Below are 23,146 nucleotides of genomic sequence, written 5' to 3' on the forward strand. Positions count from 1 at the left end.
CTCCCTCGCCCCGCTCTTGCGGGGAGAGGGTTGGGGTGAGGGGCCCCTCTCCGAGGTGGGATTGTCGAAAGACCTGTACCCCCTCACCCGGATCGCATTCCGCTCCGCTACATGCGATCCGACCTCTCCCCGCAAGCGGGGCGAGGTTAGTCACTTCTTCTTCGCGCGCTCGATGCCTTCGAGGATCAGCCTGCGGGCTTCGTCGGCGTCGCCCCAGCGCAGCACCTTCACCCACTTGCCTTTCTCGAGGTCCTTGTAGTGCTCGAAGAAGTGCTGGATCTGCTGCAGCGTGATGTCGGGCAGGTCGCTGTAGTTCTGCACCTTGTCGTAGCGCTGGGTCAGCTTCGACGACGGCACCGCGATGATCTTCTCGTCGCCGCCGGCCTCGTCCTCCATCAGGAGCACGCCGACCACCCGGACGCTCATCACCGCGCCCGGCACGATCGCGCGGGTGTTGACGATCAGCACGTCGCAGGGATCGCCGTCGCCGGACAGCGTGTGCGGGATGAAGCCGTAATTGCCGGGATAGCGCATCGGCGTGTAGAGGAAGCGGTCCACCACGAGCGTGCCGGCTTCCTTGTCCATTTCGTACTTGATTGGCTCGCCGCCGACGGCAACCTCGATGATGACGTTGACGTCGTGGGGCGGATTTTTTCCGATCGATATGGCGTCGATACGCATGGATTGCTCCGCGTGGCCTCTGGAAGTTGAGAACGATGTGATTTTTTGGTTGGCGCCGCCGGGCCGCGAAACGGCTCCCGGCCCGGCCTTGGGGCCGGGCTGGCCGACGCGCGCAGCGCTTGAGGCTGGTTTAGCCTTGCTGCAGCTGCGAGAGAAGCAGGATTTTCAGTTGGCCCAGGCGAAAGCGACCTTGTCGAGCGACTTGGGCCCGAACCGCTCCGAGGAGCGCGCCACCATCCGGCCGCCCAGCGCACGGTAAAACTCGGTTGCCGGCTCGTTGTCGGAGAGCGCCCAGATCACCATGCTCTTGAGGCCGCTCTGCATCAGGTCGCGGCGAGCGGAGGCGAACAGGCGCCGGCCGAAGCCAAGCCCCTGGAATTCCGGCCGCAGATAGAGCTCGTAGATCTCGCCTTCGAAATGCAGGCTGCGGGCGCGGTTGCGGCCGTAATTGGCGTAGCCTGCGACCCGGTCGCCGAACACCAGCACGCTGACGCGGCTGCCCTTGCGGATGGCGCTGTCCCACCACTGCGGGCCGCGGCGATTGATCAGCTTTTCGAGTTCGGCGCCGGGGATGATTCCCTGATACGCCGAGCGCCAGGCTTCGTCATGGGTAGACGCCACCGCCGCCGCGTCTGCAGCTTTGGCCGGCCGGACCTCGATTAGCGTTGTGCTCATGCCTGTAATCAAAGCAAGTCGGCGGGCCGCCTTCAAGGTCCATCGTTAATTATCGGTTAATCTGTGGATTTTTTGCATCAGTGTCGTGAGAACTTGTTCCGAAAGAGGACACTTGCCGGAGTTCAAGCGGCCAACCGCCGATCCGGAGCTGTGCAAAGCGTGTATCGCGAGCGCAATATGACACTGCCATAGTTGGAAAAAGCTCATTCGGGGGCTGATTCGCGGCCAGGATTCTGCGGGCGAATCCAGACGCGATGTGGGTACTCCGACCGCGCCACGCCTGCGCCGCCGCAGTGGATTTTCGCGCCCGACCGGCCTATGGCAGCGGCGGTATTTGTGCGCGCCGAAGTTGGCCTGATTACGAGCGGACTGCGATGACGCTCTACTTCCTGATCAAATATCTGCACGTGCTCGGGGCCATCGTGATCCTGGGCACCGGGACCGGCATCGCCTTCTTCATGCTGGCGGCGCATCGCACGCAGGATGTGGCGTTCATCGCGCGCACAGCGGCGACCGTCGTGATCGCGGACATGATCTTCACGCTGAGTGCCGTGCTGCTTCAGCCGGTGAGCGGCGGACTGCTGATGCTGTTGTCGGCAACGAGCATCACCGAGCGCTGGCTGGCGGTTTCGCTTGCGCTCTACGCGCTGGCCGGCGTGTTCTGGGTTCCCGTCGTCTTCATGCAGATGGAGATGCGCAATCTCGCGCAGGCGGCCGTCGAAAAAGGTCTTCCGCTGCCGCCGCGCTATTTTGCGCTGTTTCGCCGCTGGTTCCTGTTCGGTATTCCCGGCTTCGGCTCCGTGATGATCATCCTCTGGCTGATGATCGCGAAACCATTTTAGCGCAGTGTCGTCATTCCGGGGCGATGCGAAGCATCGAACCGCAGATGCGCAATTGCGCATCGGGGAATCTCGAGATTCCGGGTTCGCTTCGCACCCCGGAATGACGCCAAATAGTCTGGGGCCTCATGAGTGACGACGCATCACACAACATCCTCGTGCTCGGCGCCTCGGGCCTGATCGGGCGCACGATCACCGACGATCTGAGGGCGCGCGGCTTTCACGTGATCGGGGTCGCGCGGCATTTCACGCCGGCGCAGAAAATCAGCGCGACCGACCTCGAGCTGCCTGTCATGTCGATGGATGCCGCGGCGCTGACGCAGCTGCTTCGCACGCATGAGGTCAACATCGTCGTGAACTGCCTCGGCGTGCTGCAGGATGGCCCGGGCAGCGACACAAGCGCGGTGCATTGCGACCTCGTCGCGCCGGCTGTTGCAGGCGATCGGTGACAGCCACCGCGCCATCCGTCTCGTCCACATCTCGATTCCCGGCACGGCCGATGCGGACCGCACCGCCTTCAGCACCACCAAGCGCGCGGCCGAACGGCTGATCGTGGCGTCCGGGATTCCCCATGCAATCCTGCGTCCGGGCTTCGTGATCGCGCCGTCGGCCTATGGCGGCAGCGCCATGCTGCGCGCGCTGGCGGCGCTGCCGGTCGATCTGCCGGCCAATGAGACCGCGACGCCGTTCCAGCCGGTCGCAGTCGAGGATATCGCCGCCACCATCGCCTGGCTTGCGGCGCGCGATGTCGCCGATGAAGCGGTGCGATCGGTGACCTGGGACCTGATGCAGAAGCAGCCGATTTCGCTCGGCGGCGTCATCGCCCAGTTCCGCCGGTCGTTCGGCACGGCAAAGCATGTCCGGATCGCGACGCCGCCGTTCCTGATCGATCTCGGCGCCCGTCTAGGCGATCTCGCAAGCCGGCTCGGCTGGCTGCCGCCGCTGCGCTCCACCGCGATCGCCGAGCTGCGCCGCGGCGTCACCGGCGATCCCGCAGGCTGGATGCAAGCGACCGGCATCGTGCCGAAGACAATCGCGCAAGCGGTCGGCGGGCGCCCCGCGACCATTCAGGACAAATGGTTCGCGCGGCTGTTTTTGATCAAAGCGCTGATCTTCGTAAGCCTCGTGCTGTTCTGGGTCGCATCCGGCTTCATCGCGCTGGTGATCTCCTATGACGCCGCGGCAGGCATTTTGCGTGCGCACCATTTCCCGCCGGCTTTGGTCGGGCCGGTGACGGTGTTGACCAGCCTGATGGACATGAGCATTGGGGTGCTGATCGCGATCCGCCGCACCGCGGCGTTCGGTCTGATCGCAGGCATCATCGCCTCGCTCGGCTACATGGCGGGATCGGCGATCCTGACGCCGGATCTCTGGATCGAGCCGCTCGGCGCGCTGGTGAAGACGGGACCTGCGATCGTGCTGATGCTGGTCGCGCTGTTGATCCTGGATAACCGGTAGCGTTTTCGAGCGAAGTGGGAACCGGTTCGCGTGAAGAAAACGCGTTGAGGGAATCGAGATGAGCACTTGGCCCGACGACGACGTGATCCTCTATGACGGCGTCTGCATCTTCTGCTCGCGCTGGGTCCGCTTCGTCATCGCCCGCGACACGGCACGCCGCTTTCGCTTCACGCCGATCCAGTCCGGCTACGGCACGCGGCTGGCGAAGACCTTCGGCATCGATCCTGACGACCCCGACACCAACGCCGTCGTCCATGGCGGCGTCGCCTACATGAAATCCGACGCGGCGCTGACGGTGCTGAGCCATCTGCCCGGCTGGGGCTGGACCCGCACGCTGTTCGCGGTCCCCAAGCCGCTGCGCGACGCCGTCTACAGCCTCATCGCCCGCCACCGGTACAAGATCTTCGGGAAATACGAGACGTGCTTCGTGCCCGACGCGGATATGCGGGCGAGAGTGCTGGAGTAGAGGCCGAAGGTCGGAGACTATTCAAATAGTAAGAGCTACTTTAGATTGAATGGCGTTGAGATAGTTGTGCGCGAAGGTTTCTTTTATGACCAAGGCAGTTTTTACTTCAAAAGTTACACCGAGCTACAAGGATCTGCCCGAAGAGAGGTATCACTTTCCGCGCACATACCTAAATTATGTCCAGCAGACCGTCGGCGACTACATCGTCTACTACGAACCACGAAGATCGAGCTCTGACCTTTCAAGTAGGGGAGGTCGTCAATCTTATTTCGGTGTCGCTCGCGTTAGTTCAGTGATTGAAGACGTCGAATTACCAGACCATTACTTTGCAATTATCGATGGCGCGACGTATCTGGATTTCGACACGGTCGTCCCGTTTCAGGAGCAGGGCGAATACTACGAGAGTGCACTCGAGAAGGATGATGGCAGCACCAACAAGGAGCGTTTGGTCGAGCTGTACGGCTCATCCCCGATAATGAATTCGACCGGATCTTGCGAGCTGGGTTTGCGCCAATTCTTGGCGAGGTGCCTTCGCCGGAGGCGCCGTCGCCACTTGGATATTCTGAACCGCCGACACCGTTCGAACGACCAGTTGTCGAAATGGTTGTTTCCCGGCCGTTTCGAGAAAAATCATTTATGCACAGTGTACGAGCGGCCTATTCCAATAGATGTGCCATTACAGGTTTGCGGTTGATCAACGGCGGGGGCCGGCCCGAAGTGCAGGCCGCACACATTCAGCCAGTGGCGTCAAACGGACCTGACTCAGTTCGAAACGGGCTGGCGTTGTCCGGAACAGTGCACTGGATGTTTGATCGAGGACTGATCTCGATTGGCGACGATTACAAGATACTAGTTTCCAAGAATCACGTTCCCGAAGATGCCGTTAGGCTTCTCAATCAAAGCGGATTGATCAATCTTCCGAAAGATCAGACCCTTTATCCAAACCCGCACTATCTGAAATTCCACAGAGACGTTGTTTTCAAGAAGTGAGACGGCCTCACTGCCGGGCAACTATTCTGGTCGGTTGGTCGCCACCACTTCCCTCGCCGCTCGCTCCCCCGAATCCCGCGCGCCGTGCGCGGTCGAGAAAAACTCCGGCGAAGTCGCTTCGCCGGCGAAGAACAGCCGGCCGTCGACCGGCGCGGCCAGTACGGCGCGCTTGTCCGCGTGGCCGGGCAGTGCGTGCGAATAGGAGCCGCGGGCGAACGGGTCGTGGGCCCAGCGGGATTCGCTGAGCGGCTTCAGCTTGCGGCGGAAATCATTGCCGAGGAAGGAGACGATCTCGTCGATGCTGTGCGCGGCGATGGCGCCGTCGCCGGCATCTTCAAGCTGTTGCGCAAAACGGCCACCGAAGAAACCTTCGATGCAGGGCTGGCCGAACGGGCGGATGTGATAGGTGCCCATCTCGGTGCGCATGGTGGCGCCGCGCAGATTGCCTTCCTTCGGCAGCGCCTCGGGCTCGGCGAGCGCCAGCGTCACCTTGTCGGCGAGGCCGAGCGGCAGGCCGCGCGCGGCGTCGAGCTTGTCCGGCAGCGCAGGCGAAAAGCGGATCGCCTCGTCGGCGATCAGGTTGGTCGGCACGGTGACGATCACCTTGTCCGCCTCAAGCGCGCCGCGCGAGGTCTCGATGCGGATCCGCTTGCCGGAGTGATCGATCAGGCTGACCTCGCAGTTCAGCGCCACCGGCACCTGCGCGCCATAGGCCGCGACCAGCGCGCCATAGCCGCGCCGCACCCGCCAATTGATGTCGGTGTCCTCATAGGCGTCGACGTCGAGGATCGAGACCTGGTCGAGCTCGCAACCGTTCACATAAGTGGAGATCGCATCGATCATCGGGTTCCAGCGGTTGCCGGGCTCGAGGTACAGGCTGGCCGGGCAGTCCTTGCCGTGCCGCGCCGCCTGCTCGATGCGGTCGTAGAATTGGTCGAGTGCGTGCGTGAAGTCGTCGCGAGCGGCCTGCGGGAACGCCTCGCCATAGGCGCGCTCGCGCCACGGCGGCAAGTCCTTGTTGAGCTCGAAGTTGAGTTGCCGGGCGATGCCGACAAAGCTGTTCCGGTCGGCCGAGTGCAGCCAGCCGCAGCCGACGTCGAACACCACGTCAGGCGCGGCCTGAATCGTATGCGCGCGGCCGCCGAGGCGGTCGCGGGCTTCCAGCACGATCGTGGAGAGGCCGGAGTCCTTCAGCGCATTCGCGGCACCGAGGCCGGCGGCGCCGGCGCCGATGATGGCAACATCGACCGTGGAGGGAGGGGAAGTCATGTCCCGGCTCTAGCACGTCCGCCGCCGGGCCTGAAGCCGCCACATGCATGACTGTCATCACCCGCGCAGGCGAAGGCGGGTGATCCAGTATTCCAGAGACAGTAGCGATTGAACTGATGGGCCGCGGCGTACTGGATGCCCCGGTCGAACCGGGGCATGACAGCTTACGCCACCGCTTCCTTGGCCTTTTCGGCGCGCTTGCGGTCGTTCGGGTCGAGGTGCTTCTTGCGCAGTCGGATCGACTTCGGCGTCACCTCGACGAGCTCGTCGTCCTCGATATAGGCGAGCGCCTTTTCCAGCGTCATCCGGATCGGCGGCGTCAGGCGCACCGCCTCGTCCTTCGAGGTGGTGCGGATGTTGGTGAGCTGCTTGCCCTTCAGCACGTTGATCTCGAGGTCGTTGTCGCGGGTGTGCTCGCCGACGATCATGCCCTTGTAGACCTTCCAGCCCGGCTCGATCATCATCGGGCCGCGGTCTTCCAGCTTGAACATCGCATAGGCCACCGCTTCGCCCTGGTCGTTGGAGATCAGGACGCCGTTGCGGCGGCCCTGGATCTCGCCCTTGTAAGCGGCATAGCCGTGGAAGATGCGGTTCATGATCGCGGTGCCGCGGGTGTCGGTGAGCAGTTCGCCCTGGTAGCCGATCAGGCCGCGGGTCGGCGCGTAGAACACCAGCCGCAGGCGGTTGCCGCCGGAGGGGCGCATCTCGATCATCTCGGCCTTGCGCTCGCTCATCTTCTGCACGACGACGCCGGAATGCTCCTCGTCGACGTCGATCACGACTTCCTCGATCGGCTCCTGCCAGGCGCCGGTCGCCTCGTCCTTCTGCAGCACGACGCGCGGGCGCGACACCGAGAGCTCAAAGCCCTCGCGGCGCATGGTCTCGATCAGGATCGCGAGCTGCAATTCGCCGCGTCCGGAGACTTCCATGGAATCCTTGTCGGCGGCCTCGACGACGCGCAGCGCGACATTGCCCTCGGCCTCGCGCATCAGGCGGTCGCGGATCATGCGCGAGGTCACCTTGTCGCCTTCGGTGCCGGCGAGCGGCGAGTTGTTGACGATGAACGACATCGACACCGTCGGCGGATCGATCGGCTGCGCCGGCAGCGGCGTCTCGACGGTGGGATCGCAGAAGGTGTCGGCGACGGTGCCCTTGGTGAGGCCCGCGATCGCGACGATGTCGCCGGCCTCGGCCTCCTCGAGCGGGGTCCGCTCAAGGCCGCGGAAGGCGAGGATCTTGGTCAGGCGGCCGCTCTCGATCAGCTTGCCGTCGGCGGACAGCACCTTGACCTGCTGGTTCGGCTTGATCGAGCCCGAGGAGATGCGGCCGGTGATGATGCGGCCGAGATAGGGGTTGGCCTCGAGGATGGTGCCGATCATGCGGAACGGACCTTCCTCGACCTTCGGCGGCTCGACATGGCGCACGATCAGGTCGAACAGCGGCTGCATGCCGAGGTCCTTCGGACCCTCCGGGCTCTCCGCCATCCAGCCCTGCTTGGCCGACCCGTACAGAATCGGGAAGTCGAGCTGCTCTTCGGAGGCGTCGAGCGCTGCGAACAGGTCGAACACCTCGTTGATGACTTCGGTCGGGCGTGCGTCGGGACGGTCGACCTTGTTGATCACGACGATCGGCTTCAGCCCGATCTTGAGCGCCTTCGACACCACGAACTTGGTCTGCGGCAGCGGGCCCTCGGCGGCGTCGACCAGCACCAGCGCGCCGTCCACCATGTTGAGGATGCGCTCGACCTCACCGCCGAAGTCGGCATGGCCGGGGGTGTCGACGATGTTGACGCGGATGTCCTTCCACTGCACCGAGGCGGCCTTGGCCAGGATGGTGATGCCGCGCTCGCGCTCCAGGTCGTTGGAGTCCATGGCGCGCTCGGTGACCTTCTGGTTCTCGCGGAAGGTGCCGGATTGCTGCAGCAGGCGGTCGACGAGGGTGGTCTTGCCGTGGTCGACGTGGGCGATGATGGCGACGTTGCGAAGGTTCATGGCTCTTCTTCTGGTCGTGCAATGGTCAGATGCGCGATCTCGCCGGACCAGTTTGGCCGGCCGCTCGCTCGCGTGGCCCATTCGGGCCCGGATCACGCTCATACCCAAGAAATTTGACGGGGACGCATCACCCCAAAAAGGAAGCCCGGTCAGAGGACCGGGCACCTTGCGCGTTGCGGCGCAATATAGTCAGAAAACGCCAAAAAACAATGATTTATTGGCTGTTTGGAGGGCTGATTTTGGTTCCAAAGGCGGTTTTCGAGGGGCTTTCAGGTCTTACTTCCGGGTAATCGCGAACACGATCAGGCCAAGCCCGCCCAGCGCCACCAACATCACGAACATGGTGATGGGGTCGCCGCCGGCGCCGGCGCTCATCTTGGCGTTGAGAATGGCGCACAGGACCCCCGGGATCAGCAGGATCACCCCTACCACCAGCATGAGGGCGGTCAGGCAGCCGTTGCGCTGCCCGGGTTCCGGAGGCCTGTATGGCGGGGGTGTGTCGGAATTGCTCACGGGATTTGCCGATCTAGCGCTCTCGCGGACGCGTCGCCAACCAGACCAGCCAGCCACCAACGAGGGCGATCGCGAGAATGACGAGCAGGATAGGGAGGTCGGCCGCTCTGAACGATATGCCGGATTTGAGGCCGGCCATCACGACGCATAAGGCGGGAAGCAACAACACGATGCCGACCAGGAGCATCAGCATCGACAGGCAGCCTTCCGCCGCCGAAGGCGGCGTTGGTGGTCGTTCCGGGGGCGTGTCGTCGGTGTCGGACATGCGTCGTCGAATGGTCCGTCAGCGCCTTCCCGTGATCGCGGCGCGGATCAGCATCACGCCGGCAAAGCAGACCGCGAGTCCAAGCAGAATCAGGAAGAGAATGGAGGGATCGGTCTTCGACTCGCTCAGGACGCCGAACCCGAACAGCAGGGCGCAGAGCCCGGGCAGCAGCAGGATCAGCCCGAACACCACCATGAACGCGGTGGCGCAGCCGCTGCGTGGCGACGGCGGCGGCGGGACGTATTTGTAGGGTGGCTCCGATGGTGCAGGCGGGATGGGCGGTGGATTGGTCTCGCTCATCGCGGCACCTCCTCGCCTTGCCGGGCTTCACGGTAGGTCTGGCCGGCCAGCGCGGCGCGGATGCCGTCGATCTTTCCGTCACGGTAGAACAGATTGTAGGTGTCGAACGGGATGATCGCGCCGCTCTCGGTGACGAAGTGGATGCAGCTTCGCTTGACGTTGCCGACGCAGAAATTGAAGCGGTCGAGAAACTGCACGATGGTGACGCGGAACACGTTCTCGTAGGTCAGCCCCTCCGGCACCTCGAAGCTCGGGAGACAGCACAGCAATTCGCAGACCCGCTCCGAGGTGTTCAGCGGCCCCGACGACAGCGAGAACAGGTCGACAAACTTCTCCCGCAACACCGGATATTTCTCGGGGCTGATGGTGTTGGGCATCACGGCGATGAGCTGCTCCTGCGGGATCAGCGACGTCAGCGGCAACACCTTGTCGCCGTTGCGCAGGCCGTAGCCGATCGAGATGCTCTCGGGATTGCAGGGCAACGGGATCATGTCGTCAGCGCCGAACACCCCGGTCTCGATCACGCGCCGGCGAATCTCCGACAGCATGATGCGGTCGGTGTCCTTGTTGAAATGCTCGTTACGGCCGGCATCCTGCACCGGCTGCAGCGTGACGCCGCGGACGCACTTCCAGGTCAGCGCGTGGCGGACGATGTCGCCGATCTCGCCGTCGTTGATGCCGCGCTTGATGGTCGCGACCAGCGTGGTCGAGACGCCGTGTCGCTCGAGACTCTCCAGTGCCTGTTGGCGGATTTTTCGCAAATCCGCACCGCGCAGATTGACCAGCGCCTTGCGCTGCAGCGAATCGAACTGCAGGTAGACTTCCAGCCCGCGCTTGTTCTCGGCAAGCTTGGCCACGAAATCAGGCTCGCGCGCGATCCTGAGGCCGTTGGTGTTGATCATGACATGGCGGATCGGGCGGGCGCGCACCGCATCCAGGATCGCGAAGAAATCCGGATGCAGCGTCGGCTCGCCGCCGGATATCTGCACCAGATCGGGCTCGCCCTCGCTCGCCACCAGTGCGTCCAGCATCTTCTCGATCTTCGCCAGCGGCGTGAAGCGGGTCCGCGTCGGCGAGGAATCCGCAAAGCACACCGGGCAAGTCAAATTGCAATGCTCGGTAATCTCGATCAGCGCCAGGCAGGAGTGCTGCTCGTGGTCCGGGCACAGCCCGCAATCATAGGGGCAGCCGAATTCGGTGTGGCGCTGGAACGCGAGCGGCCGGTCGCCGGGCTTGATGAAGTCCTTGCACAGCCGCCAATAGGCCGCATCCGTCGAGACCAGCGTCGACTGCACGCCATGCTGCTTGCAGCGCTTCTCGTACCAGACCTCGTTGCCTGATATCTGGATCTTGGTCGGCACCAGGGCCAGGCAGGTTTCGCATAGCGACTGGGTCTGGCCCCAGAAGATGTAAGGGCGGGCCTTACGCAGCGGCGCGTTCATGCTTCAAGCTCACATTCGGCGCCGTCGCCAGCATGACGGCGGCGTAAATCATGACAAACAGCGACAGCAGGTGAAACAGCGAGAATGGTCCGATCAGCGCGCCATAGGGCTTGATGAACTCCCACAGGAAGCGCTGCAGCCCGTAGTAGAACAGCACGAGGTAGAATCCGTTGGTGATGACGGCGGCATTTCGGTTCAATACCGCCCAGACATAGAATGCCGCGAACGCCGCCATCGCCAGGCTTTCATAGAGCTGCACCGGATGGCGCAGCACGCCGTCGCCGAAATCATGGCCCCAGGGCAGCGTGGTCGGCGTGCCATAGGTGAAATCCTCGAGCCCCGCGAAATAGCAGCCGAGACGGCCGACCGCGACGCCGATCGCAAGCGGTAGCGCGAACCGCGCGCCGGTGCGCAGCGAAATCCCGTGTCGCCATTTGTAGAGCTCGATCGCGACGATGCCGCCGGCCAGCGCGCCCTCGACCGAGCGGGCGACGCCTGCCATGCCAGAGAACCACAGGTTCAGCGTGCCGAAAATGTAGGCGCCGATCCCGGCGCCGAACACCAGCGCGGCGATGTAGGGCAGCTCGAAGGATTGCCGGGGGAATTGCAGCCCGCGCCGGCGCGACAGCCACCACATGGCGAGCGCGGCCGCGCCCCATGCTGCAACGTCGAAGACGGCGTGAAGTTCAGCCCCACTCATGAGGCGAGTGTAGCTTGATTTTCGCGGTCCGCGATAGCGGCTTCCCGATTGCAATGGCGGGGCCAGATTATCAACCGTCCTCGTGGGAGCGGCGGGCTGATGGAGCACGCCGGCGACGCCGGCCCGCGCAAAACGACAAAGGCTGTAACCGCGCCAGAACGGATATAGCCGATGTTACGGCGTCCATCCGAAGCGCTATATCCGAACTGACGGCTGGGCTTTCGACCTTCCCAGGATGACATTCTGTCCGGAGTGCAAAACCCGTCCCGATTGCGCGGAGCGATTGCGATGAGGAAGGCTACGATGGATTTTTCGCGGATGTCGGATGGGATCCGGCTGCATCACGCCTCTCATCGCCACGATGGGCACGATGGCGACGACGAGTCGGGTCCGGCACCGAGCAGCCCGTTTGCAGGGCTCGATGCGCATACCGTGACCGCGAATTCCCCGCCTTATGACTCTGGCCCGGGCCAATCCGACCATCCCACCGCGTCGGGGGTCGACACGTACGCCCACGTCGGCAACCACACTGCGGCGAGCCTGGATGCTCCGGCAACGAAGCCTCTTGCCGACGCATCCCATTCCGCGACGGGTATCGCTTCGATCGAGAGCGGGGCGAACACCGCCGGAAACGGCGGAGACGGTTACTTTTACGGAGGTATCATTCACGCATCCCTGTTGATCTATGAACCGATCAACATTTCGGTGAGTTTGGGATACGGCTCGGCCGCCGTGGCCAACCAGTCCAACGATTTGAATGTCGATCAATCCGCCTTTCAAATGGCCGGCGTCGGCGGACATGGTGGGAATGACAACCTTGCATCGGGAGGCAGCATCAGTGCTTCCTTGGGCTCCGGCGTGATCGGGAGCGGCGACAACGGCGCCGGAAACGGCGGCAGCGGCTATTTCTCGGGTGCGTTGGTGGACGCTCCCGTGGTGATCTATCATCCGATCAATATTGCGGTGGCGAGCTCAGGCGGCACGGCCTATGCAAGCCAATCGAACACAGTCGACATCGATCAATCGGCTACGCAGGTCGCGGGCGTCGGCGGCAGTGGCGGAAATGGCAATGTGGCCTTCGGCGGCAGCATCATCACGCTCGACCCCAGTTGGGGATCAAGTAATGGAGGGAGTGTCTGGGACGTTCAAACGGGCGGGAGTCAGGCCGGCAATGGCGGCGACGGCGCGTTCCACGGGAGTCTCGTGCATTCCTCGATCTTGGTGTACGACCCGATCAACATCGCGGTCGCGGGCTATGGCTCCAACGTTCATTCAGTCCAGACGAATGACGCCGGCGTGGATCAATCCGTACTTCAGATCGCCGCCATGGGCGGGTATGGCGGCAATGGCAACGCCGCGACGGGCGGCCATGCAAGCCTTCTTTCCCACGGCTTGTGGGGCGGCTCCGACACGATTGCGACCGGCTCGAACGGCGCAGGCAACGGCGGCAACGGCTATTTTGCCGGCAGCCTGATCGATGTGAGCGTCGCGATCTATGCACCCGTCAATATCGCAATCGCGGGGCCCCATTCGACGGCCGTGGCCGATCAGGTCAACAACGTGCACATCGACCAGAGTGCGGTCCAGATTGCCGGACTTGGTGGGGACGGCGGCTACGGCAATCTCGCGCTGGGTGGCGATCTTTCCGCCCATCTTCTGTCGGATCTTCACCTGTTGGCATAGCGAAGCATCGAGCCGCTCGCGCAGGCCGGTCGCAAGGTAGCGGACTCCCTGCGCATGCAAATCTCGCGCAGGGGCGCCTCCCGATGTTTCGAGCTCCGATGTTGCGCGACGAATGTCATACTTTCGTACGTAGGTCGACCAACCCGGATGGTGTCCGATTTGACATCTATCGGCAGCGCGCATCGCCGGATCAGACTCGCCCGTGCGCGTCCGCCTGATCGGGATGGATGATGCACGACAGCCAACACAAGGACGGAGGCTCAAATGTTGCCCAAGGCGATCAGCATCTCGGATTCGATCGAATTCAAATCGATCAACACCGGTGGTCAAAGTGTCGGAAATGGCGGCGACGGTACCTTCAAGGGAGCTATCATCAGCAAGCCGACCCTCAACTTCGATCCAACCAACAAGGCAGAAGGCGCCGATGTGCATGTGAACACCGGCGACCACGTCACTCAGACGGCAGATTGGGACGCCGGCGGCGCGAACGCGACGGCCTCGGTGTTTGCGAAGGCCCATGGCGGAAGCGCCGAGTCGAACGGAAGCCAGAAATCCTACAGCGGCCACGATACCTCCAAGGTATATGCCAATACGGATGCCACCCAGATCAACAAGCTCTCGGTGGACCAGCACCAGGATGTCCTGGCTGGCATCGGCGGCAATGGCGGAGACGGCAACGCCGCGCTGGGTGGAGAAGTGAGCTTCCACCTCGATACATTCTGACCATCGGCTCGTCCGACCGTGGCGGGACCGGCGGCCATTGCTGCCGGTCCCGCAGTTCAAGCCGATACCCGCCGATGCCCTGCCGATGCGCTTCTTGGCAGATCGCGTTGGCCGTCGGGCAAGTGCGGCCGGACTTCGATTTCAGGCGGTGACGATCATGCTGATGCCGCCCATTCGGTTGCCTGTCCTGCCGCAGATCTCGACGCCACTGCACGCGGCCCTTTGGTCCTGTGCGGGACCGCTTGGTCTCGTATTCGCGTATAGCTGCAGCTACAACCTGCTTTTGTTTGCGCCCTCCATCTACCTTCTTCAGATCTACGACAGGGTGTTGTCGAGCCGGAGCGGCGACACGCTGCTCCTGCTCACGCTCATTGTCGCGATCACGGTCGTGGTCGGCGGCGTGTTCGATGCCTTGCGGCGCGCTGTCCTGGGTCGCCTTGGCGCCTGGCTCGACGATCGGCTCCGTCCTTGCGTGCTTTCGGCCAGCCTCGAATCCGCGTTTCGCAGCGATTGGACGCGGGTGTCGGACGCCTATCGGGATCTCACCGTGTTGCGCCAGTTCATCGATTCCGGCGCATGTCCGATGCTGTTCGACGCACTCTGGGCGCCCCTGTTCCTCCTGGTCCTCTTTCTCATCCATCCCCTGCTTGGCGTCGTGGGCGCCTGCTGTGTGGCTTTCCTCTTCGCTCTCACGGTTGCCGGAGATCTGGTTACCGAAGACGTTCTGCTCAGATCCGGCGCCGCGCTGTCCAGAAGCTACGGCCGCCTCCAGGCCGCCGCAGGCAACATCCACATGATCCGCGCCATGGGAATGCTCGATAGCGCTGCGCGCGCGATCTATCATGACGCGCAGGAGGCACGCAGAGAGCACAACGTTGCAATCCGGCGAAGCGAGATCGTGATGCTGGTCACCAAGCCGGTCCGCGCGCTGTCGCAGGTATTGATAATGGGGGCTGCCGCGTGGCTTGTCCTCGAGCACGGAAAGAGTCCGGCGATCATTTTTGCTTCGACACTGATGTTCAGCCGCGCGCTCGCGCCGGTCGAAAGTGCGATCGCAGGCTGGAAGTCACTCAGGTCGGCCGTGCGTGCCTGCCAGCGGCTCGGCGCGGTTCTCGCCGCGTCCCCCGCCGCCGCCGGACGGCAGGATCCGGAGGTTTCGCAGCGGCAGGCGTCGAGCGGTCTCGTTGTCGACAACGTCGGCGTGAGGCTATCGGGGACCAATCACCTGCTGCTGAATGGTGTCTCGTTCACGCTCGCGAACGGAGAATGCCTTGGCATTATCGGTGCGTCCGGGTCAGGCAAGTCCCTGCTTGGCCGGGTGATTGCCGGGCTGTCGATGCCAACTCATGGCTGTGTCCTGCTCGACAATACCGACGTCTCGCTGCTTCGCGAGGGCCTTAGCGGTCACCGTCTCGGTTATCTCCCCCAGGACATCGACCTGCTCGGCGATACGATAAGCGATATCATCGCACGGCTTGATGATGCCGATCGGCGGAAGGTCGTGGAAGCGGCCAAGCTGGTCGGAATTCATGAGGCGATCATGCGCCTGCCGAACGGGTACGACACGGTGATTCACCGTGAAAAATCCTTCTCGCGCGGATATCGGCAGCGCCTCGGTCTTGCCCGGGCCTTTTTCGGCGGTCCACGCCTGATCGTTCTCGACGAACCGAATGCCAGTCTCGATTACGGGGGCGAGCGAATGCTGCTGGACGCTATCGAGCGCATGAAGCTCGCCGGTGTCATCCTGGTCGTCGTCACTCATCGTATGGGTCTCCTCGCAGCCACAGACAAGATTGCCATTATGGAAGAGGGGGCGGTCGTCGCTTTCGGCGACAGCGAGGAAATCTTTGAGCGGCACCTGAGCCGACCCCAGGTTACATCGCGGACTGCGCCATGATCCGGAACCCTCTCACCATCTGGAAGCTTCCGACGATATCGAGGTTACCCGCGATCTGGGACCAGCTCGTGCGAACGCCGGCAAGCCCCCCGCTCGCCGGACGGCTCGGAGTCGTGGTTACCGCGATCGACGATTTCGAGCCCCTCGAATATCCATGGTGTGCGAGCCCGACACCCCTCTCTCCGCGTGGACGGCTTCGCGGTATCACCCTGGCGGGCAACCTGCTGGTGCTCTGCTTCATGCTGGGGCTTGGCACATGGGCGTGCCTCGCGCCTCTCGAGAGCGCCGCGATCGCTTCCGGCGTCGTGGAATCGGAATCGAGCCGCAAGACGATTCAGCACCTGGAAGGCGGGATCGTCAGGAAGATCCTGGTTGCGGACGGCGATATCGTGCGAAGCGGACAGACGCTGATCGCGCTGGACGACACCCGGCCCGGTTCGGAGGTGCAAAGCCTTCAAGGCCAGTTGTGGGATGCAATTGCTCGTGCCGCACGGCTTCAGGCCGAGCAGCAGAACTTGGAGAGCATCGCAATCCCGAGCGCGCTGGGGCAGGACAGCAAGCGAAATGGGGTGGCCGCCGCCGCGGTATCGGCGCAGCAGTTCATTTTTCAGGCGCGCCGGCAGGTTCATGAGTCGCAGCTTGCGGTCATTCGCGAACGGAGGCTTCAAGTCGAGAGGGAGATCGAAGGTCTCAAGGCTCAGCAGAACGCCACCGGGCAGCGGGTCGACATCGTCCGGGAAGAACTGGATATGGTTACGACGCTCGTGAACAAGGGACTCGAACGGCGGCCGCGGCTTCTGAACCTGCAACGTGAACTGGCCGACGTTGAGGGTCGCCGCGGCGAGATCACGGCGCAGATTTCTCGCGCCGGGCAGGTCATCAGCGAGCAGCAGGCCACATTGTTCAAGCTCGAGAGCGACAGGCAGAACGAGATCGCACAGTCGTTTCGTGAAGCACAGAACCAGATATTCCAGCTCCGCGAGCGGTTGCTTGCGGCCAGGGATCAGCTATCGCGAACGGAGGTGAAGGCGCCTGAGGACGGCGTGATAACCGACTTGCGGATTCATACAGCGGGCGGCGTCATCGGGGCGGGTGCTCCCCTCATGGAGCTGGTGCCCCGGCAAGACCGCCTCATCGTGACCGCCCGCCTGAGGCCCGAGGACATTGATGTGGTTCATCCCGGCCTCAATGCCGAGGTGCATCTCGTGCCGTACAATCAGCGTCGCGTACCGCGCCTGAAGGGAACCGTCGTGCACGTATCGGCAGACCGGCTACTCGACAAGCGTACCGACCAGCCATACTACGCGACCAAGATCCGGATCGACGACGCGCAGATCGCCGCAAACGACTTCCAGATCGTCCCCGGTATGCCGGTTCAGGTGTTCATCACCACGGGGCGCGGTACCGTCGCACTTTACGCGCTCAGGCCCCTGCTCGACAGCTTCCGCGGTGCATTCAGAGAGGATTGATCCCGCTCAGCGTGACTAGGTCTCCGGCATTGGGGCTGTGCCCGGGTCGTGATCGCGATTCTGCGCGAGCGACCGGCCGCGCCAGCGGAGGACCGCTTCCGTGCGATTGTGAGCGGCACATTTCCTCATGATATGCTGAATGTGCATTTTGACGGTGCTTTCCGAGAGTTTCAATTTGGCTGCGATCAGCTTGTTGGGCAGGCCGAGCTCCAATTCCGCCAGAACGTGCTGCTCTCGGGGCGTGAGATCGCTCCTGTCGATGGCCGCCCTGGCTGCCTCGTTCATCAGATATGCGGACGCAAGCCCGCGCGCGTCCGGCGGATCGAAACCCGGCATCCTGTTCATTTCGGCGACCGGCAACGGCCTGTAGACGCCGCCGACAAGAACAAGGCGCAGGCCGGCTATGACGACCTCGATTGGTAGCGAGGTGGGAAGAAAGCCGCGAACACCCCGCTGCATCGCGGCTTGCGCGGTCGGCTCGTCGTCATGGTTTGACAGGATTGCGACGGCGGCATTGGGACAGTGCTCGGCCACGAAGGCGAGATCGTCCTCGACCGAGGGATCGCCGATGGGCTTGTCCGCGATGCTCAGCAGCACCAGACGAACGTCGCGGGCCGACATGCAGTCCAGGCCCTGGACCGTTGCCATGTCGAGGATCTCGAAGTCGGCCAATTCCCGTCTGAGGACGTTGAGAATACATGTGCGCGGCAACAGGTGCGGCTCGATGATCACCAGAACCGGTACGTGAAGCGCTCCATTGAGCCGTTTTGAGGTTATGTCGTCCATGATTTCCTCGGAATGAAAAGAATTTCTGCGACAGTCCCATCGATCCGTATTGCGCATTTACCGTTGCGGCATTCATCCTGAATGCATCATCACGCGCAGCCCCGACATCAGGATCGCATCCATTGCGGGATAGCCTGGCGCCTCGGTGGAAATTCTTTCCGCTCAAATCATTTGGACGCGCGCCGCGGCGCGGTCGACGCATCCCCTATTTGCAGATATTTCGATACGCCGTTGACGCCGCCGACCCTGACTTGCCGTCGACGACATACGCTTCATCCTCCTTCACAAGATACAGAAACGGCCTCCCTCCAGTCTCTCCGCCCGACGCACTTCTTCCTTTCACGCGCCCGCAAATCGTATCCACGGCGCGTCCGAACGTGTTCTTTCGCATGGCGCGCTTCATGTCGCTGAATTCGGCCGATCCCGGATCCTCAATCTGCGCTGCAATCGTGACCTTCGCTTTGGTGAGGACAGGATCTGCCATGTCCGCGGCGTGTTCGGGTGTCGGGACGTTGATCCTCGTCCGCGGGGACGCCGCCTTGGCGAGGTCGGGCGGTCCGTGTTTCTTCGATGATGGTCTCCTGCCGGATTTTGCCGGGGTTGCAGAATTCGATTTGACGATCGCAGGCGCAGGCGCTAACGCCGCCGGCACTGGCTCTGTGGGTCGGGCGACTGCAACCTTGTCGAAACAGGGTCTTGACTCACACCCAAGGAAATCCCCTCGGGAAGGCGCGAACCAGCCAAAGCCGATCAGGATTCCTGCCAGCGCTCCGACAAAAAGCAGTCCCATCCGATTCCCCTCCTCGGGAGCTCGGCTCGCACTCATAACTAGGACTAATTCCGCGCTGGTGATCCTATCTGTTGCGCAAAAGCGTTAAGCGCTCATTAAGCGCGCGGGGTTGGGGCGATAGGACGAACCCCTACGGCGATGTCGGGTTTAGCGTCGGCTTCCGGAAGCATGGCGGATGCGACGAATAATGAGTACACACCCTAGCACTACTTTGGCAGATTGTTGATTTTGCCGCGTTTTATAGGATTCCCGAATCAATTTTTCAATGATTCATGGGTGGTCGGCTCTTGGAGGGCTGACCATGCCGAGATGGGAAGACGAACTCGAACGCTGGCTAATGCCGTTCTTGGACCGGCTGGGTCATAAGACCCGGCAGCGGATGTGTCCTCTGTATGTTGCGGGATTGATCGGTCCGGGCGATCGCAAGAGCGTTCAGCCGATGGCGGAACGCCTTGCCACGAGCAACTACGACCAGTTGCACCATTTCATTGCGGACGGTGTCTGGGATGCGACGCCGCTGGAGACGGAGCTGCTCAACCAGGCGGACCGACTTGTCGGCGGCAGGGATGCGATGCTGGTTATCGATGACACCTCACTTCCCAAGAAGGGTGAGCGATCGGTCGGTGTTGCGGCTCAATACGCGTCGGCTCTCGGTAAAACCGCAAATTGCCAAACGCTGGTGTCTTTAACGCTTGCACGCGGCGAAGTGCCAGTGATGGTCGCGTTACGTCTCTTTCTGCCTGACAGCTGGACAAGCGACATGTCTCGTTTGAAGCGCGCTCGCGTGCCAGTCGAACACCGAACGCCACGGTCCAAGCCGGAGATCGCTTTGGCCGAGATTGACCGCGCGATGGCAGCCAACATGCGCTTTGGATGTGTGCTGGCGGATGCAGGATACGGCCTCAGCGCACCGTTTCGACAAGGGCTAACAGAGCGCGGGCTGACCTGGGCTGTCGGTATCCCTCGGCACCAGAAAGTGTATCCGGTCGATGTGAAGCTCATTTGGCCGATCACCAAAGTCCGTGGCAAACCACGAAAGCACCACGTGCCCGATATCTTATCGATTGCGGCCGAACAAATGCTGGCCAGCGCCAAATGGAAAACCCTGAGTTGGCGTAGCGGGACGAAAGGTCGGCTCAAAGCTCGATTTGCTGCTCTCCGTGTCCGCACCGCCGACGGCCCTCCGCAGCGAATATGGGATAAAGGTCAGCAGCATCTCCCAGGCGACGAAGCCTGGCTCATTGGTGAGCAACGTGCCTCCGGGGAGAAGAAATACTATCTCGCCAATCTTCCGGCGGCGACGGATCTGCGCACGCTGGCCGCCACCATCAAGGCACGGTGGATTTGTGAGCAGGCGCATCAACAGCTGAAGGAGGAGCTTGGACTTGATCACTTCGAAGGGCGGTCATGGCAAGGTCTTCATCGCCACGCCTTGATGACAATGATTGCCTACGCCTTCCTGCAACATCGTCGCCTCGCATACGCGGGGCGGAAAAAAAAGAATCAACGGGCCTCCGCCTCAGCCAACCATGCCAGCCGTACGTCACGCCATCGTCGATCTCATCCTTCGGCCGCCGCCTCAGCAGTGCCCATATTGCCGAAAGGAAATCCCTGAAAAACAGCGGCGAAAACACAATCTGCCAAAGTAGTGCTAGTTCTGCGGGTTGTCCTCGCTTGGATACACGCCGCGCAGCACTTCCTCGAAATGATCCTTGACGGCGTCGTTGCACAGGCAGGAGCGCTGCCGCAGCTTGTCCGGGTCGCGGATCACGATCGCGCCGCGGCGCGTCTCCAGCACGCCTTCCGCCTTGAAGTTCTGGATCACGCGGCTGGTGTAGCTGCGGCCGACGCCGAGCAAAGTCGAGAGCTGTTCATGCGTGAGTGGCACCATGCCGTTGCCATTGGTGCGCTCCATCGCCGAGATGATCCATTTCGCCGCGCGCTGCTCGATCGAGTGGATCGCATTGCAGGCGGTCGACTGGAAAATCTGCGCCAGCATGCAGTCGGCATAACGCGCGAAGATGTTGCGCACGGAGATCGACGTCAGCTTGGCGGCGTCGAGCTTGCTGACCGGCAGCCGCGCGAACGGGCCGCCGAACTTGACGGTGATGCGGGTATAGGCCGGCAGGAAGCCCTGGCTGACGATGCCGCCGACCGCGCCCTCGCGACCGACCAGGATGGTCTCGACATCGCGGCCGTCCTCATTGGGCACCATGTAGGACGCAAGGCTCGGCCCGCATGGAAAATGCACGGTCTGGACGTCGTCGCCGGGATTGTAGAGCAGATCGCCGGCCGCGGCCTCGACCAAGGCAAGGTGCGGCGCGATCAGTTCGTAATCGGCGGCGTTCAGCCGGCGCAAAAGATTGTTGAACGGCCGGTCACTCGTCCCGGCCAACTCGGTCCGTTTCGTGATCATTGGAAATCCTGAGAACCCAACGCGGACCATAATCGGAAAGTTCCCGGATTTATGTTCACTAGTGAACAGACGCGGCAGCCCGCGATGTGATGGGTTTCACCTCGGGAACAGCCGGCGTGCTTTCAGGCGCCGGTCGCGGGCCAATCCGGCCGGACTAATCCGGTCTTTCATCCATGCTTTAAAAACGGAAACTGGCGCGCCATGGACTTCACCCCCAATGCCGGCATGCCCGGTGACGTCCTCGTGGTTGAGGACGATCCGATCATCTCGCTCTATTTCGAGGACACCATCCTCGGCTTCGGCGCTCGGACGGTGCGCACCGCCACGAACGTCGCCCGGGCGCTCGAGCTGATCGCCGAACGCGCGCCGGATTTCGCGCTGCTCGACGTCGGCCTCGTCAGGGGCGAGAAGACGTTCGCCATCGCCGAGCGGCTGGATGTGCTGAAGGTGCCGTTCGCTTTCGTCACGGGTTACGGTGCGGATATCCGGCTGCCGGCATCGCTCGCCGGCAAGCCGCGGCTGACCAAGCCGTGCTCGAGCGAGGCGCTGGAAGCGGCGCTGCGAAACGGACGTTGACGCATTGCCGGCTTCGGCCTCGCCGTCGGCGCGTTCGTCGTCTACCATCCAGCCTGTCGGATTCGGTGACGCAAACGCTTCGGGAAAGCGTCATGGTGATCAGGATATTTGCTGCGCCCGCAGCCGCGCTCGCTCTCGGGCTGCTGCCAGCGCCGCCGTTCGGCTCGGCCGTCGTCGGTCGCTTCGTGTCGCCAGCTCTCGCTACGCCGGCCGCACTCTCGAGCGAGCAATCGGCCGCGCTTGAGACCTACGACAAAGCCCTGAAGGGCTTCGAGTCGATCCTGCGCCAGCGCCGCGCGCAGATCGATTCGAAGCAGCCGCTGCCCGACTTGCCGGGCCAGGCGATCTATCTGGCCCGTGTCGAGATGATGAGCGCCTACAAGGACCTCACCGATGCGCTTCCGTCCAGGATTGGCAGACCCAACAGATTCGGAATCCCCCCGGCCTACTTCAACGCCGACAATGAGCCGCTGCTCGATGAGTACAGGAAGCTCTTCGACGTCATGGAGGCGCCGCCCGCCGGTGCGCAAACATCCAATACGCCATTCAAGGACGTGGTCGATCTGGCGACGGTGATCGCGCGCGCCAAGGGTCTTGACGCCGCCGACGCCGCCGTCGCGGGCCGTATCAGCCTCGGCCTCTTCTTTGCCGAGACGAACGGCAAGCAGAATGCGGGCAATGCACGATCGAACACCTATAAAGGAAGCCTGCAGACCGGCCCGTCCGAGGATCGCGACGGCCGAAGGAAATGGGCCGCCATCAAGGGGTCGATCGCGACACTCGATCCTGCGCTGAGCCGTCGCGACGACCGGGAAGAGGCGCGAGTCGGCAACCTCGACCACAGGTTCAATCACTGGACCGCCGTGCGGGACGGCCTCATGAACGCACACGCCGAACTTTTCCCGCAGGTCGCGGCGATCCAGAAAGCGCTGCCGGACCCGATCGATCAGATGAAGGTCTTTGAGCTGATCCAGATCATTCCCACGCCGACCAGAGCAGCGCTCAAATCGGGCAACCTCGTCGGCTACAGAATTTCCGATCCCAGGATCATGCGATATCTGCGCAACAACAGCGTCTTCGCGTTCGGCCGGGCCGACCGGGCAAGAACATCCGCGACCTTCCGCGAGATCCTCGATGCGATGTGGCTGTTCAACGCCAAGTTCGAGCAGGCGCTTGCCAAGTTCAAGGAGATCAAGTCGGGCAAGCCGGGCTGAGGA

23 protein-coding genes and 1 pseudogene are annotated in these 23,146 nt (G+C 62.8%); 12 read left to right on the top strand and 12 right to left on the bottom strand.

Going from position 1 to position 23,146, the window contains the following annotated elements; translation table 11 throughout:
• Positions 1-150 precede the first annotated feature (150 nt).
• Together ppa and ACVW1B_RS35795 are read right to left on the bottom strand one after the other, a co-directional pair.
• Positions 151-681, bottom strand: coding sequence for an inorganic diphosphatase (ppa, locus tag ACVW1B_RS35790; protein ID WP_028337382.1), 531 nt, complete (start codon positions 679-681; stop codon positions 151-153).
• Between the two features lie 165 nt (positions 682-846).
• Positions 847-1,356, bottom strand: a complete 510-nt coding sequence (locus tag ACVW1B_RS35795) for a GNAT family N-acetyltransferase (RefSeq protein WP_028343770.1) — start codon at positions 1,354-1,356, stop codon at positions 847-849.
• A gap of 374 nt (positions 1,357-1,730) precedes the next feature.
• Here ACVW1B_RS35795 and ACVW1B_RS35800 point away from each other — a divergent pair, with 374 nt between their 5' ends.
• The 5 genes and pseudogenes from ACVW1B_RS35800 (at position 1,731) to ACVW1B_RS35820 (ending at position 5,109) form a co-directional block, all read left to right on the top strand.
• Positions 1,731-2,198 carry a DUF2269 family protein gene (locus ACVW1B_RS35800; RefSeq protein ID WP_253605604.1) on the top strand — a complete coding sequence of 156 codons (468 nt, stop codon included), beginning with the start codon at positions 1,731-1,733 and terminating at the stop codon, positions 2,196-2,198.
• 125 nt (positions 2,199-2,323) lie between these two features.
• Positions 2,324-3,653 (top strand): annotated as a pseudogene (locus ACVW1B_RS35805) (SDR family oxidoreductase).
• Between the two features lie 58 nt (positions 3,654-3,711).
• The gene (locus ACVW1B_RS35810; RefSeq protein WP_253605601.1) at positions 3,712-4,119 is read left to right on the top strand and encodes a thiol-disulfide oxidoreductase DCC family protein; all 408 of its coding nucleotides are present in this window, start codon (positions 3,712-3,714) and stop codon (positions 4,117-4,119) included.
• A gap of 85 nt (positions 4,120-4,204) precedes the next feature.
• Positions 4,205-4,813 carry a hypothetical protein gene (locus tag ACVW1B_RS35815; RefSeq protein ID WP_253610081.1) on the top strand — a complete coding sequence of 203 codons (609 nt, stop codon included), beginning with the start codon at positions 4,205-4,207 and terminating at the stop codon, positions 4,811-4,813.
• A complete protein-coding gene (locus tag ACVW1B_RS35820) occupies positions 4,756-5,109 on the top strand; it encodes an HNH endonuclease (protein WP_253609832.1) in 354 nt (117 codons plus the stop codon). The genes ACVW1B_RS35815 and ACVW1B_RS35820 overlap by 58 nt, the downstream gene beginning before the upstream one ends.
• Positions 5,110-5,130: 21 nt before the next feature.
• Here the strand turns inward: ACVW1B_RS35820 and ACVW1B_RS35825 are convergent, their stop codons facing one another.
• From ACVW1B_RS35825 to ACVW1B_RS35855, 7 genes are all read right to left on the bottom strand, one after another.
• On the bottom strand, positions 5,131-6,378 hold the full coding sequence (locus ACVW1B_RS35825) for a flavin monoamine oxidase family protein (protein WP_253605599.1): 1,248 nt from the start codon (positions 6,376-6,378) through the stop codon (positions 5,131-5,133).
• Between the two features lie 164 nt (positions 6,379-6,542).
• Entirely contained in the window at positions 6,543-8,369 is a 1,827-nt protein-coding gene (gene typA / locus ACVW1B_RS35830; RefSeq protein WP_016847242.1) for a translational GTPase TypA, read from the bottom strand.
• Positions 8,370-8,645: 276 nt separating this feature from the next.
• On the bottom strand, positions 8,646-8,882 hold the full coding sequence (locus tag ACVW1B_RS35835; RefSeq protein WP_456822794.1) for a hypothetical protein: 237 nt from the start codon (positions 8,880-8,882) through the stop codon (positions 8,646-8,648).
• Between the two features lie 13 nt (positions 8,883-8,895).
• A complete protein-coding gene (locus ACVW1B_RS35840; RefSeq protein WP_253605594.1) occupies positions 8,896-9,147 on the bottom strand; it encodes a hypothetical protein in 252 nt (83 codons plus the stop codon).
• A gap of 18 nt (positions 9,148-9,165) precedes the next feature.
• On the bottom strand, positions 9,166-9,447 hold the full coding sequence (locus tag ACVW1B_RS35845) for a hypothetical protein (protein ID WP_253605592.1): 282 nt from the start codon (positions 9,445-9,447) through the stop codon (positions 9,166-9,168).
• The gene (locus ACVW1B_RS35850) at positions 9,444-10,889 is read right to left on the bottom strand and encodes a radical SAM protein (RefSeq protein ID WP_253605590.1); all 1,446 of its coding nucleotides are present in this window, start codon (positions 10,887-10,889) and stop codon (positions 9,444-9,446) included. The genes ACVW1B_RS35845 and ACVW1B_RS35850 overlap by 4 nt, the downstream gene beginning before the upstream one ends.
• Positions 10,870-11,589, bottom strand: a complete 720-nt coding sequence (locus ACVW1B_RS35855) for a prolipoprotein diacylglyceryl transferase (protein ID WP_253605588.1) — start codon at positions 11,587-11,589, stop codon at positions 10,870-10,872. The genes ACVW1B_RS35850 and ACVW1B_RS35855 overlap by 20 nt, the downstream gene beginning before the upstream one ends.
• Positions 11,590-11,892: 303 nt before the next feature.
• On the opposite strand from ACVW1B_RS35855, the gene ACVW1B_RS35860 reads away from it, so the two are divergent.
• From ACVW1B_RS35860 to ACVW1B_RS35875, 4 genes are all read left to right on the top strand, one after another.
• Positions 11,893-13,272, top strand: a complete 1,380-nt coding sequence (locus tag ACVW1B_RS35860) for a hypothetical protein (protein WP_253605586.1) — start codon at positions 11,893-11,895, stop codon at positions 13,270-13,272.
• A gap of 264 nt (positions 13,273-13,536) precedes the next feature.
• Positions 13,537-13,995: a hypothetical protein gene (locus ACVW1B_RS35865; RefSeq protein WP_225163137.1), complete on the top strand. Its 459-nt coding sequence runs from the start codon at positions 13,537-13,539 to the stop codon at positions 13,993-13,995.
• Between the two features lie 157 nt (positions 13,996-14,152).
• Positions 14,153-15,892, top strand: coding sequence for a type I secretion system permease/ATPase (locus ACVW1B_RS35870; RefSeq protein ID WP_456823085.1), 1,740 nt, complete (start codon positions 14,153-14,155; stop codon positions 15,890-15,892).
• Entirely contained in the window at positions 15,889-17,361 is a 1,473-nt protein-coding gene (locus ACVW1B_RS35875; RefSeq protein ID WP_253605582.1) for an HlyD family type I secretion periplasmic adaptor subunit, read from the top strand. Before ACVW1B_RS35870 ends, ACVW1B_RS35875 begins: the two co-directional genes overlap by 4 nt.
• Before the next feature lie 15 nt (positions 17,362-17,376).
• Here the strand turns inward: ACVW1B_RS35875 and ACVW1B_RS35880 are convergent, their stop codons facing one another.
• Complete coding sequence (locus ACVW1B_RS35880; RefSeq protein WP_253605580.1) at positions 17,377-18,147, bottom strand: response regulator transcription factor; 771 nt, start codon at positions 18,145-18,147, stop codon at positions 17,377-17,379.
• 205 nt (positions 18,148-18,352) lie between these two features.
• A complete protein-coding gene (locus ACVW1B_RS35885) occupies positions 18,353-18,937 on the bottom strand; it encodes a hypothetical protein (RefSeq protein ID WP_244559035.1) in 585 nt (194 codons plus the stop codon).
• Between the two features lie 265 nt (positions 18,938-19,202).
• Here ACVW1B_RS35885 and ACVW1B_RS35890 point away from each other — a divergent pair, with 265 nt between their 5' ends.
• Positions 19,203-20,552: an IS701 family transposase gene (locus ACVW1B_RS35890; protein ID WP_225648232.1), complete on the top strand. Its 1,350-nt coding sequence runs from the start codon at positions 19,203-19,205 to the stop codon at positions 20,550-20,552.
• A gap of 36 nt (positions 20,553-20,588) precedes the next feature.
• Here the strand turns inward: ACVW1B_RS35890 and ACVW1B_RS35895 are convergent, their stop codons facing one another.
• Positions 20,589-21,353 (bottom strand): Crp/Fnr family transcriptional regulator, encoded by a 765-nt coding sequence (locus ACVW1B_RS35895; protein WP_225163132.1) that lies wholly within the window; start codon positions 21,351-21,353, stop codon positions 20,589-20,591.
• Between the two features lie 201 nt (positions 21,354-21,554).
• On the opposite strand from ACVW1B_RS35895, the gene ACVW1B_RS35900 reads away from it, so the two are divergent.
• Positions 21,555-21,929: a response regulator gene (locus tag ACVW1B_RS35900; protein WP_225163131.1), complete on the top strand. Its 375-nt coding sequence runs from the start codon at positions 21,555-21,557 to the stop codon at positions 21,927-21,929.
• 92 nt (positions 21,930-22,021) lie between these two features.
• Positions 22,022-23,143, top strand: coding sequence for a hypothetical protein (locus tag ACVW1B_RS35905; RefSeq protein ID WP_456793269.1), 1,122 nt, complete (start codon positions 22,022-22,024; stop codon positions 23,141-23,143).
• Positions 23,144-23,146 lie beyond the last annotated feature (3 nt).

This window comes from Bradyrhizobium sp. USDA 4502 (assembly GCF_054063355.1).